The organism is Pseudomonas edaphica (assembly GCF_005863185.1).
In the GTDB taxonomy this organism is placed as follows: domain Bacteria; phylum Pseudomonadota; class Gammaproteobacteria; order Pseudomonadales; family Pseudomonadaceae; genus Aquipseudomonas; species Aquipseudomonas edaphica.
This window is the reverse complement of the sequence record NZ_VBVZ01000132.1, coordinates 1-12,605: the sequence shown is the minus strand read 5'-3', so window position 1 is coordinate 12,605 and position 12,605 is coordinate 1. Positions and strand designations below refer to the sequence as shown.

Genomic DNA, 12,605 nt, shown 5'->3' with positions numbered 1-12,605 from the left:
GTCCGATACCCTGGGCTTTTTCGACGAGCGTTTATTGCTGACCCTCGGCGCGCGCTGGCAGCGGGTCAAGGTCGACGACTGGACCGACAACGTCAAAGGCGCTACGGCCTACGATGAGGAAAAAGTCTCGCCCTCCGGCGGCATCCTGTTTAAAGCCACCGACAAACTGTCGCTGTACGCCAACTACATGGAAGGCTTGAGCCAAGGCAAAATCGCGCCGTCGACCTCGATCAACGAAGATGAAATTTTCCCGCCGTTTGTCAGCCGTCAGGTTGAAGTGGGTGCCAAATACGACGCCGGCGCGTTTGCCGTGACGGCGGCGGTGTTCCGTATCAAGCAACCGGCCTACGAAACCAACGCCACTACGCGGGTGTTCGGGCCCAATGGCAAACGCCAGAACGACGGCGTGGAACTGAGCGTGTTCGGCGAGCCGCTCAAGGGCGTGCGCTTGCTGGGCGGCGTGATGTACATCGACAGCGAACTGACCCACACCACCAACGGTACTTTCGACGGCAACCGCGCCCCGGCCACGCCCAAGTACAACGTCAACCTGGGCGCCGAATGGGATGTGCCGACGGTGGAAGGCCTGACCCTGACCAGCCGGGGTATCTACTCAAGCTCCCAATACCTGGACCAGTCCAACGTCAAGGAAATCGACGCCTGGACACGCCTTGACGTCGGTGCGCGCTATGCCTTCAAGGTCGACGATAAGCACATCACTTTGCGCGCGAATGTCGAGAACGTCGCCGATAAACGCTACTGGAGTTCAGCGGGTGCTTCGGATGACAGCGAGCCGGGCCTGACCCTGTCCACGCCGCGTACCTATTTGCTGTCGGCCACCGTCGACTTCTAAACGCAACGATCATCCGGGGAAGACTAATGTGGGAGCTGGCTTGCCTGCGATACAGGCACCTCGGTCTGTCAGTAAGACCCGGTCGATGCTATCGCAGGCAAGCCAGCTCCCACACAAGCCAGCTCCCACACAAGCCAGCTCCCACACAAGCCAGCTCCCACACAGCCCTGACCACATAGGCCAGCCCACACCACGGACGTGCCGCGTTAATAAGAATGTTTTTTGATTGCATCGCCTCAATATGGAATAGTACCCGCCGTTTTCCCCGGCCCGTCCAGCCGGGGTGTTTTAACGCCGAGGTCTTTGTCATGCGAATGTTGCGCTCCATCCCGACCCTTGCCGCCTGCCTCCTGGCGTTGTCTTCCAGCGTGTTGAACGCCGCGCCTATCGACCTTAATGATGGCCAGCACGCGGTGCACCTGCCGGATGCGCCCAAGCGCGTGGTGGTGCTGGAGTTCTCATTTCTCGACAGCCTCGCCGCCGTCGACGTTACGCCGGTCGGCGCTGCGGACGATGGCGATGCCAACCGCGTCTTGCCGCGTGTGCGCCAGGCCATCGGCCAATGGAAGTCGGTGGGCCTGCGTTCGCAACCGAGCATCGAAGAAATCGCCCGGCTCAAGCCGGACTTGATCGTTGCCGACCTCAATCGTCATCAGGCGTTGTACAGCGACTTGGCGAGCATCGCGCCGACCTTGTTGCTGCCATCACGTGGAGAAGATTACGAAGGCAGCCTTAAATCCGCCGAACTGATCGGCACGGCCCTGGGCAAAAGCGCGCAGATGCATGCGCGCATCGCCCAGAACCGTGAACACTTGCAGGCCATTGCCAAGCAGATTCCGGCGGGTGCCAGCGTGTTGTTCGGGGTTGCCCGTGAAGACAGTTTTTCCGTACACGGGCCTGACTCCTACGCCGGCAGCGTGCTGCAAGCCATCGGCCTGAAAGTGCCTTTGGTACGTGCCAAGGCTGCGCCGACTGAATTTGTCAGCCTGGAACAATTGCTCGCGCTTGACCCTGGCTGGTTGCTGGTTGGTCACTATCGTCGCCCAAGTATCGTCGACACCTGGAGCAAGCAGCCGTTGTGGCAAGTGCTCGGCGCGGTGCGTAATCATCAGGTGGCCGAGGTCGATGGCGACAGTTGGGCGCGTAACCGAGGTGTATTGGCGTCGGAGCAAATCGCTGAAGACACCCTGGCGATTCTCAAGGGCGGCAAAGCCGTATTGAGCCAATAACCGTGCAGCGCAGTTTCGCGGCGGCAGGCATTGTGCTGCTGGGTGCCGTGTTGTTCTGGTACTCGCTGTACAGCTGGTCGCCGTTCACCATCACTGCGACGGATGCCTGGAACGGCCTGGTTCATCAGGGCAGCGTAGGCGGCAATATGGCCTATATCGTGGCGCAGCTGCGCGTGCCGCGTGCGTTGTGCGCGGCGTTGGTCGGTGCCTGCCTGGGCCTGGCCGGTGCATTGATGCAAGGCATCACCCGCAACCGCCTGGCATCGCCGTCGTTGTTCGGCGTGACGGCCGGCGCGGCATTGGGATTGGCCTTGTTTTCCACCGGTTTGGTCGCGCCGCCCTTTACCGGGGGCGCCCTGTTGATGACCTGCCTGGGCGGCGCGCTGGCCTGGGTCACGGTGTTCAGCCTCGGCGGCGCGTGGTCGCCGACCACCGCGCAAGGTCGGCTGGTGTTGGCCGGTGTGGCGGTTGCTGCGTTGTGCGCGGCCTTGACCCGGCTCACGGTGATTCTGGTCGAGGCCCAGGCCCAAAGCGTGCTGAACTGGCTGGCCGGGTCGCTGGCCAATGTGGGAGCGGCCCAGGTGCAACTGCTCTGGCCGTGCACGCTGATCGGCGGCGTGTGGGCGCTGTGGTGTGCGCCGCGCCTGAACCTGATTAACCTCGGCGAAGACGCCGCGCGCTCGTTGGGCGTCGGTATCGCCAGCCTGCGCTTGCAGGTGTTTGTCGCCAGCTTGCTGCTGGTGGGCGCCAGCGTGTGCGCGGTCGGCCCCATTGGCTTTGTCGGGCTGATCGCGCCGAATATCATTCGCCAGTTTCTCGGTAACGACTACCGCTGGCTGATCCCGCTCAGTGCGGCATTGGGCGCGGTGATCGTGCTGGGCGCCGACTTGCTCAGTCGCGCGGTGGCCTTTCCAGTGGAAACCCCGGCGGGTGTGGTCACTGCGTTGATCGGCGCACCGTTCTTCCTGTTTCTTGCCAGGCGCACCCTATGATTCGGCCACGATTGCGCTTATGGCTGCTGCTGGGCTTGCTGCTGGTGGCACTGCTGGCGAGCCTCAGCGCCGGCACGGTGTGGCTTAAACCCGCCACCGTGCTGGAGCGCCTGCTGGCCCACGACGCCCTCGATTTTGAAGTGTGGAACCACCGCCTGCCGCGCAGCCTGATCGCCATTCTGGCTGGCTGCGCCTTCGGCCTGGCCGGTGCGATTGTGCAGGGCGTGATCCGCAACCCACTGGCCTCGCCGGAGATTCTCGGCGTGACCCAGGGCGCCGGGCTGGCGCTGACCGTGGCGATCATCAGTTGGCCACACCTGCCGATTGCCTGGCTGCCACTGGTGGCCTGCCTGGGCGGCGCCGGTGGGGCCTTGCTGCTGGCGCTGTACAACACCGGCGTGAGTTTTTCCGGGGTGCGTTTTGCGCTGTCGGGGGTGGCGATTGCGGTGACCTTGTCCAGCGTCACCGAGTTTTTGATCCTGTCCCATCCGTTGGATATCAACACCGCGTTGCTCGCGCTGACGGGCAGTTTGTGGAGCCGTAATTGGCACCATGTGGCGCTGGTGTTGCCGTTCCTGCTGTTGATCCCGTTGGGCCTGTGCCTGGCTAAACCCCTGAACCTCATCGCGCTTGGCGATGAGGCCGCCCACAGCCTGGGCACTGCGCTTGGCCGTACCCGCTGGTGGGCGATGGCCTGCGCGGTGGTGCTCACCAGCCTGGGTGTCGGCGTGATTGGGCCGATTGGTTTTATCGGCCTGGTCGCACCGCACATGGCGCGGCGCCTGGTGGGTGGGCATCACCAGTACCTGCTGCCGGCTGCGATGTTGATTGGCGCGTTATTGCTGGTGCTGGCCGACACGCTTGGACGCACGTTGATTGCGCCCAGCGAAATCCCGGCGGGCGTGCTTACGGCGGTGATTGGTGCGCCGTATTTTCTTTGGTTGCTGGCACGGTTCAAGGGTTGATGACATGAGTATTTTGCAGGCACACCAACTCGACATCGGCTATGGCGCCACGCGCATTGTGCAGGGCCTCTCGTTCGTACCGCCGACAGGTCGCGTCACCGCGCTGATCGGCCCCAACGGCTGTGGCAAGTCCACCTTGCTCAAGGCGTTTGCGCGCATCCTCAAGCCGACCCAGGGCGAGTTGACCCTGGATGGCCACGCCTACGCCAGCCTGTCCGCTCGGCAATTGGCGCGGCAGATCGCATTTTTACCGCAGGTATTGCCGGTGCCGGAAGGTGTCAGCGTGCGCCAGTTGGTCGCCTATGGCCGCAGCCCGCATAACTCGTTGTGGGGGCGCTTGAGTGGCAATGATCAGGCCCAGGTGACCCAAGCCATGCAGCGCCTGGAGCTGGACAGCCTGGCCGACCGCGCGTTGGCGGATTTGTCCGGCGGCCAGCGCCAGCGCGCCTGGCTGGCCATGGTGCTGGCACAGAATGCGCCAGTGGTGTTGCTCGACGAACCCACCACTTACCTCGACATCAGCCATCAGGTGGAACTGCTCGACCTGATGGGCGAACTGGCCGCCGAGGGCAAAACCGTTATCACCGTACTGCACGACATCAACCAGGCCTGCCGCTACGCCGATCACCTGGCGGTGATGCACGCCGGCAAGCTGGTGGCTGACGGCCCGCCCGCCCAGGTGATCAGCGCCGAGCTGATGCGCCAGGTGTTCGACGTGCAGGTGCAGATCCTGCAGGAGCCGGTTTCCGGCACGCCAATGTGCCTGGTGGAAAAAAGCACCCGCACCCACGCCTGACCCTGCTCGTTCCCACGCACCAATGCTCGTTCCCACGCTCCGCGTGGGAGTGCAGCCCGTGACGCTCCGCGTCACAAGGTTGCCGGTTGCAGGGCGGGACGCGGAGCGTCCCATGAGGCATTCCCACGCAGAGGGTGGGAACGATCAGCAGGAAAACATTATTTATATGAATAAAGTTATTCGCTAATAATGAAAGTAGAGAATATTAGCTTATGCCCAAATAGCATTATATTTTTAAAATCCATTCCGTTATGTTTGATCGCAACAGCCTACCCCTGACCTCGGATGGTACCCAGCGTGATTCAGATTCTGCGCGCCATAACCGGGTAAAGACCCCGCGGCAGAATCGTTGGAAGGGAGTTCAACGTATGTTGCCGATTCAAAACCCTCGCTCACTCCACACCTAGTTCCCCATCGCAGCGACACCCCGAAAAACGAGCACCGCGCCCGCCGCGCGACTGCCCGACTTCGCGATTCGGAAAGCCTGGAGTGGTCATGAAGCAAGTTTTACCCCCCACCGCCGCACTCACGCTGGCCCTGTTGGCCGGCACTGCATCAGCCCAGGACGACAGCACCCTGTCCACCGTGGTGGTCACCGGCAACCGTGGCGCCGAGCAGCGCACCGTCACCAGCAGCCCGGTGCCGATCGATGTGGTCAGCGCCAGGCAACTGCAAAGCACCGGTAAGCCTGGCTTGATGGAAGCCTTGAGCGCGGTGATCCCGTCGCTGACCCTGCCGGAAAAAACCGGCTGGGACGCCAGCGGCATTGCCCGTGCGCCCAACCTGCGGGGCTTGAGTGCTGCCGAAGTGCTGGTGCTGGTCAACGGTAAACGTCGCCACACCAGCGCCACGCTGAACATCAATGGCATCAACACCGGCGCGGCGCCGGCTGACCTGGATCTGATCCCCATCAGTGCCATCGACCATGTGGAAGTGCTGCGCGACGGCGCCGCCGCCCAGTACGGCTCGGATGCCATCGCCGGGGTCATCAATGTGATCCTCAAGGCTGATACCAGCGGCACCGCCGTCACCAACGTCGGTCAGGGCTACGACGGCAAGAAGCAAACCGTGCAACAAAGCCTCAACAAGGGTTTTGAAATCGGCAACGGCGGCGTCGTGCAATTGGCCCTGGATGCCCGCAGCCAGAATGACGACAACAAAGCCAGCGCCAACGGCTACACCTATGAGCAAGCCTACAACCAGGCCGGCAGATCGACCTACGGCGGTTACGGCACGCCCAAGACCAACCTGCTGACCCTGGGCTACAACGCCGAGCTGCCGATTGATGACAGCCTCAGCCTGTATTCCTTCACCACCTACTCGCGGCGCAAGGCCGAGCAGGGGCAGAACTACCGCCTGCCGACCATCACCAATACCATCACCACCGGGCCGAATGGCTACCCGGCCGGGTACACGCCGACCTGGTACATCGACGAGGACGATTTCCAGGCCGCGTTCGGCGGCAAAGGCACCGTTGGCGCGTGGGACTGGGATTTGTCCACCACCTACGGGCGCAACGAAGCGGAGCAGGGCACCACCCACAACCAGAACCCGTCGCTGGGCGAGTACACGCCCAACAGCTTCACTTCTGGCACCTGGATTTCCACCGAGCTGACCACCAACCTCGACTTCAAGCGCGGCTTTGATGTCGGCCTGCAAAAACCGTTGGACCTGTCCTACGGCTTCGAACATCGGCGCGACACCTATGAGGTGCAGGCGGGTGACTACGCGTCTTATGCCAATGGCGGCTACTGCGTGGCGCCCGGCAACTGCGCGTCATCCGGGGCGCAAGTCACCAACGGCATTTCGCCGGATGAAGAAAGCAGCGCCTCGCGCAACAGCCTCGCCAGCTATGTCGATGTGGGCTTCAACCCGCTGCCGGACTGGTACATCGGCACCGCCTTTCGCTACGAGCATTACAACGAAGGCGTCGGCGCCACCCGCAGCGGCAAGCTGACCACACGCTACGATTTCACCCCGCAATTTGCCGTGCGCGCCACCGTCAGTAACGGCTTTCGCGCGCCGTCCCTGGCCAATAGCCTGTTCAGTGCGCGCTCCACCACTTATGGCGTGGTCGACGGCGTGTATCAGTCGATCAACTACGGCGTATTGCCGGTGGGTTCGGCGGCGGCCAAGGCCCTCGGCGCCCAGGAGTTGAAACCCGAGCGCTCGACCAACTTCAGCCTGGGTTTCACCCTTACGCCCACCGACCGCCTGAACTTCACCGCCGACGCCTACGTGATCAACCTGCGCGACCGAATCACCCTGACCGGCACCTTGCTCGGCCCCGAAGTCACCCAGGTACTGCAAAGCAACGGCATCAACTCCACCTCCGGCGGCCAGTACTTTATCAACGGCGCCGACACCCGCACCAAGGGCGTGGATCTGGTCAGCAACTACAACCAGGACCTCGGCCAGTTCGGCGCCTTGAAATGGACCGCCGCGTTCAACTGGAACCAGACCAAGATCCTCAACTACAAGGCGTCCACCGATATCCTCGGCACGCCCTATGACCTGATGGACCGCCAGGCCCGTGGCCTGATCACCGATGTGCAGCCCAAGACCAAACTCATCCTCGGCGGCGACTGGAGCATAGACCGCTTCAACCTCAACCTGGCCCTGACCCGCTACGGCGCCTACAAAGAGGTCAATTCCTCGGCCAATCGCGACCTGGACCGGGTTTACAACGCCCGCTGGATCACTGACCTCGACCTTGGCTACAACCTCACCAAAGCCCTCAACATCGCCGTCGGCGCCAAGAACCTGTTCGACCTTTACCCCAAGAAACAAGGCGTGCCGAGCAGCACCATGCTCGCCAGCTACGGCACTTATTCGCCCTACGGTTTTACCGGCGGGTACTACTACACCCGGCTGACTTACGCCTTCTAAGGCCGCAACCCGCGAGGAATAGAACATGCCCATTGTCGCCAAATCCTATGACCTGATCGACGAGGTCAGCCCGGTTCGCCAGCGCCGCGTTGCAACGCCGATCAAGGCCCTGCAAGTGGTTCCCGCCCGCCACCCGTGGCGCTGGGCCGGGTCGATCTTCGCTGCGCTGGTGCTGCTCGCCATCGTGCATTCACTGGCCACCAACCCGCGTTGGGAGTGGGGCGTGTTCGGCCAGTGGTTCTTTTCCGCCTCGGTGCTGCGCGGCCTCGGCCAGACGCTGCTGCTGACGCTGCTCAGTACCGTGTTCAGCATCCTCTTCGGCACTGCATTGGCGCTGGCACGGCTGTCGGGCTCGCCATTGCTGGCGGCGTTGGCCTGGGGCTATATCTGGTTTTTCCGCTCGATGCCGGCGCTGCTGGTGCTGATCATCCTCTACAACTTTGCCTACCTGTATGACCACATCGTGCTCGGCGTGCCGTTCACCCGCGTGGTGTTCGCCGAGTGGTCGACCGTGGATGTGCTCAGCCAATTCACCGTGGCGGTGTTGGGCCTGAGCTTGATGCAGGCAGCCTATGCGGCGGAGATCATTCGTGGCGGTTTGATAGGCGTGGACTCAGGCCAGCATGAAGCGGCGGCAGCCCTCGGTTTGCCGGCTTCGCGACGGATTTTTCGCATCATTCTGCCCCAGGCGCTGCGCTCGATTTTGCCGTCGGGTTTCAACGAAATCATCGGCCTGGTCAAGGGCACGTCCATCGTCTACGTGCTGGCCTTGCCGGAGCTGTTCTACACCGTGCAGGTCATCTACAACCGCACCCAGGCGGTGATCCCGCTGCTGGTGGTGGCGACCGTGTGGTACCTGATCATCACCACGGTGCTGACCAGCGCCCAGTACTACGTCGAGCGCCACTTTGCGCGTGGTACGGCGCGGGTACTGCCGCCCACACCGCTGCAACGCCTGCGCGGCTGGCTCAAGGAGAAAACCCATGGCTGAAGCACGCGCCGGGCGCATTCAGATCCAGGGCGTGGGCAAGCGCTTTGGCAACCAGCAGGTGTTGAAAGACATCGACCTGACCATCGACCCAGGCAAGGTCACGGTGATTCTCGGGCCGTCCGGCTCGGGCAAATCCACCTTGCTGCGCACCATCAACCACCTGGAAAAAATCGACAGCGGGCACATCACCATCGACGGTGAATACGTCGGCTATCGGCGCAAGGGTGACCTGCTCTACGAATTGAAAGAACGCGAGATTCTCAAGCGCCGCATCGACGTGGGTTTTGTGTTCCAGAACTTCAACCTGTTCCCGCACCTCACCGCCTGGGAAAACGTCGCCGAAGCACCGCTGGCCCACAAGCGCTGGAGCAAGGCCGAGGCGCAGGCCAAGGCCTGCGAGCTGCTGGCCAAGGTCGGCCTGGCCGACAAAGTCGATGCCTACCCACGGCAGCTCTCCGGCGGCCAGCAACAGCGCGTGGCTATCGCCCGCGCCCTGGCGCTGGATCCCAAAGTGCTGCTGTTCGATGAACCCACCTCAGCCCTCGACCCGGAGCTGGTGGGCGAAGTGCTCGACGTGATCAAAGGCCTGACCCAACTGGGTGTGACCCTGGTGATCGTCACCCACGAAATCGGGTTTGCCCGCGAAGTGGCCGACCACGTGGTGTTCCTGTGTGACGGCCAACTGATCGAAGAAGGCCCGCCCGAACAGATGTTTCGCCAACCCCGACATCCCCGCACCGTGGCCTTTCTGGGCAAGGTGCTTTAGTTCAAGGAGTGACTGCCCATGTTCATCAATACTGCCCGCGTGGCCTTGCTGACGCTTGCCGTCGGTGCTGCGCAAAGCGCGTTCGCCGTGCAACAGGTGGATTTCAGCCCCGACCGCGTGCGTATCCATGTACCGCGCAATGAAGCGGCGATTGCGCAGATCCCGCCGGGCTTCAAGTTCGCCCAGCCCGGCAAATTCACCGTCGCCGTGTCCGGCGTGGCCGGGCCGCCGCTGGCGCTGCTGGCCAACGACGACAAGACCACCATCGGCAGCGAAGCCGATACCGCGCAGCTTGTCGCTGATAGTTTAGGCCTGCAACTCAATGTGGTGCAGACCAGTTGGGAGGATTGGCCGCTGGGCGTCAGCTCCGGCAAGTACGACGCGGTGATCAGCAACGTCACCGTGACCGAGGCGCGCAAGAAGCGTTTTGACTTCGCCACCTATCGCCAGGATGTGCTCGGCTTTTACGTCAAGAGCACCAACAAAATCACCGAGATCAAACAGGCCGCCGACATTGCCGGGCTGAAGATCATCGTCGGCTCCGGCACCAACCAGGAGAAGGTGCTGCTGGCGTGGAACGAGGCCAATGAAAAAGCCGGTATCAAGCCTGCGCTCCTGCAATACATCGACGACCAGGCCGCCGCGCAACTGGCGGTGCAATCGGGGCGCAGCGATGCGCTGTTCGGGCCCAACTCGGTGTATGCCTATTCGGCGGCGGTCACCGGTGGCATCAAGTTGGTGGGCACGGTGAATGGCGGCTGGCCGTTGAAGGCCGATATCGCCGTGACCACCCGCAAGGACAACGGCCTGATCCAGCCGATTCACACCGCCCTGCAAGGCGCGATTGCCGGCGGCCAATACGAACAGGTGCTGCAACGCTGGGGCCTGGACATCGAGCGCGTCGACACCTCGCTGATCAACCCACCGGGCCTGCCGGACTAGGAGCATCGACATGGGACTGACACGCCGTGAAGCGCTGTCGAGCATCGCCGCTGTAGGCGGCGAAAAGGCCGTCAAGGATGCATTGGCGGTATTGGGTTTGGGGCCGTCGTCACATCGCCGCCCGCAACCGCTGAAACTCAACGCGGGCCTGGGGCAGGGCACTCGTGTGCTGGTGCTGGGCGCCGGGATTGCCGGGTTGGTGACGGCCCTGGAACTCAGCCGCGCCGGGTTCAGCGTGCAAATACTGGAGGCCCGCAACCGCGTGGGCGGGCGCACCTGGACCCTGCGCAATGGCGACCGCGTGGACTACAAGGACGGCCGCACGCAAACCGTAGCGTTTGATAACGGCCTGTATTTCAACGCCGGTCCCGCCAGGATTCCGAGCCAGCACCGCACGCTTCTCGACTATTGCAGCGAGCTGGGTGTGCCGTTGGAAGTGCTGGTCAACAGCAGCCACGGCGCCCAGGTGCGGCCCGACCTGCAACAGCCGGCGTTCACCGTCGGCCAGGCGATCAATGACACGCGCGGGCATTTGTCCGGCTTGCTGGCCAAAGCCGTGCAGCGCGATGCCCTCGATGATGTGTTGAGCAGTGAAGAGCGCACGCGCTTGCTGGCGTTTTTGCAGGTGTATGGCGATCTGTCGCAGGAACTGGCCTTTGAAGGCAGCTTGCGCTCCGGTCACCTGGAGTCGCCTGCCCACCCCGGCGCACTGCCCGCCAGCCGCAGCCCGCTGGCGCTGGACCGGCTGCTGCATCCGGAGTTGTGGGGCGCGTTATTGCACACCGAATTCCCGGAATTTTCCGCCACCATGTTCCAACCTGTCGGCGGCATGGACCGCATCACCGACGCCTTCTACCAGCGCGTGCGCGAGCACGTGCAACTGGGCGCCCAGGTGCGGCAGATCCGCCAGCTTGAAGACGGCGTGGCGGTGACCTACCACGACCAGCTCAGCGGCCGCGAACAGGTGGTGCGCGCCGATTACCTGGTCTCGACCTTGCCGTTGCCGCTGTTGGCCAAACTCGACACCGACTTCAGCGACCCGGTCAAAGCCGCCTTGCTCAGCACCCGCAGTGATCAGGCGACCAAAGTGGCGTGGCAATCGCCGCGCTTCTGGGAAACCGACTATCGAACCTACGGCGGCCTGTCGTGGATCGAACACCCGGCGCGCCTGCTGTGGTACCCCAGCAACGACCTCAACACCCGCGACGGTTTGCTGGTGGCCGGTTACGTGACCGGGGAGGGCGCCGACGTATTTGGTGCCAAGCCGTTCGACCGGCAGTACGCCACCTCCAAAGAAGCCGTGGAACTGCTGCATCCGGGTTATTCACAACACCTGCGCCACCCGCTGGCGGTGTCCTGGGAACAGATCCCCTACAGCGAAGGCCCCTGGCTGCAACGCGAACACTTCCCGGCCGACGCCAGTGCCTTGCTGGAACAGGCCCACGGCCGCGTGTACTTCGCCGGCGACGGCCTGGTGCAAAGCGGTGTGGGCATCTGGCAGGAGTCGGCAGCCAACTCGGCGCGGCATGTGGTCGCGCAGCTGGCCGAGCGCGTTACCCAACAACAACAGATTGCGGCACTCGCCGCCTCCTGAGGAGCATCACCATGAGCGACAGCATTCAACGCACCAGCGTCGGCGATTTTCCCATCTCGCAAACCGTCACCGTACCGGCCTCGGCCAGCCTGATTTTCGTCAGCGGCACCTTGCCCGACCTGGCCGACCCTAACGTGCCCGGGGTTTACGGCAACACCGAAGTGCAGACGGTGTCGGTGTTCAACAAGCTGCGCAAGATCCTCCAGCAGCAAGACCTGGACCTGGGCGATATCGTGCAATTGCGCGTGTTTCTGGTGGGGGCCGAAGAGACCGACGGCAAGCTCGACTTTGCCGGGTTGCAGCGTGGTTACACGCAGTTCTTCGCCACGCCAGAGCAGCCGAACAAGCCTGCGCGCACGGCGTTGCAGGTGGTGGCATTGCCGTTGCCAGGGGCGCTGGTGGAAGTGGAGGCGATTGCGGCCAGAACGGCCTGACTCTATTGAATGCGCTGTTGTGGATAGCTTGCTTGCTGTGGCTTGTTGTGGCGAGCAGGCTTGCCCTGCGTTGGGCTGCGCAGCAGCCCCAGTAAAGGCACCGGGATTCTCCTGAAGGAACTCAGCGCCTGGTTTCAGGGCCGCTGCGCGCCCC

The 12,605-nt window shown here is 63.0% G+C and carries 11 protein-coding genes; all 11 read left to right on the top strand.

Translation table 11 applies throughout. The annotated features are described in order from the left end of the window. On the top strand, positions 1 to 853 hold an 853-nt coding region (locus FEM54_RS11210; RefSeq protein ID WP_138450902.1), incomplete at its 5' end, for a TonB-dependent receptor. Positions 854 to 1,167: 314 nt separating this feature from the next. Next, positions 1,168 to 2,082 carry a Fe(3+) dicitrate ABC transporter substrate-binding protein FecB gene (locus FEM54_RS11200; RefSeq protein WP_370589443.1) on the top strand — a complete coding sequence of 305 codons (915 nt, stop codon included), beginning with the start codon at positions 1,168 to 1,170 and terminating at the stop codon, positions 2,080 to 2,082. 2 nt (positions 2,083 to 2,084) lie between these two features. Next, the gene (gene fecC, locus FEM54_RS11195) at positions 2,085 to 3,074 is read left to right on the top strand and encodes an iron-dicitrate ABC transporter permease FecC (protein WP_138450898.1); all 990 of its coding nucleotides are present in this window, start codon (positions 2,085 to 2,087) and stop codon (positions 3,072 to 3,074) included. Then, a complete protein-coding gene (locus FEM54_RS11190) occupies positions 3,071 to 4,039 on the top strand; it encodes an iron chelate uptake ABC transporter family permease subunit (RefSeq protein WP_138450896.1) in 969 nt (322 codons plus the stop codon). The genes fecC and FEM54_RS11190 overlap by 4 nt, the downstream gene beginning before the upstream one ends. A 4-nt stretch (positions 4,040 to 4,043) precedes the next feature. Continuing rightward, positions 4,044 to 4,835, top strand: coding sequence for a Fe(3+) dicitrate ABC transporter ATP-binding protein FecE (fecE, locus tag FEM54_RS11185; RefSeq protein ID WP_138450894.1), 792 nt, complete (start codon positions 4,044 to 4,046; stop codon positions 4,833 to 4,835). A gap of 495 nt (positions 4,836 to 5,330) precedes the next feature. Then, positions 5,331 to 7,724 carry a TonB-dependent receptor plug domain-containing protein gene (locus FEM54_RS11175; RefSeq protein WP_138450892.1) on the top strand — a complete coding sequence of 798 codons (2,394 nt, stop codon included), beginning with the start codon at positions 5,331 to 5,333 and terminating at the stop codon, positions 7,722 to 7,724. A gap of 25 nt (positions 7,725 to 7,749) precedes the next feature. Continuing rightward, entirely contained in the window at positions 7,750 to 8,715 is a 966-nt protein-coding gene (locus FEM54_RS11170; RefSeq protein WP_138450890.1) for an amino acid ABC transporter permease, read from the top strand. After that, entirely contained in the window at positions 8,708 to 9,481 is a 774-nt protein-coding gene (locus FEM54_RS11165) for an amino acid ABC transporter ATP-binding protein (protein ID WP_138450888.1), read from the top strand. The genes FEM54_RS11170 and FEM54_RS11165 overlap by 8 nt, the downstream gene beginning before the upstream one ends. Positions 9,482 to 9,499: 18 nt before the next feature. Further along, positions 9,500 to 10,423, top strand: coding sequence for an ABC transporter substrate-binding protein (locus FEM54_RS11160; RefSeq protein ID WP_138450886.1), 924 nt, complete (start codon positions 9,500 to 9,502; stop codon positions 10,421 to 10,423). Between the two features lie 10 nt (positions 10,424 to 10,433). Continuing rightward, on the top strand, positions 10,434 to 12,017 hold the full coding sequence (locus FEM54_RS11155) for a flavin monoamine oxidase family protein (protein ID WP_138450884.1): 1,584 nt from the start codon (positions 10,434 to 10,436) through the stop codon (positions 12,015 to 12,017). 11 nt (positions 12,018 to 12,028) lie between these two features. After that, the gene (locus tag FEM54_RS11150; protein ID WP_017138711.1) at positions 12,029 to 12,451 is read left to right on the top strand and encodes a RidA family protein; all 423 of its coding nucleotides are present in this window, start codon (positions 12,029 to 12,031) and stop codon (positions 12,449 to 12,451) included. Positions 12,452 to 12,605 lie beyond the last annotated feature (154 nt).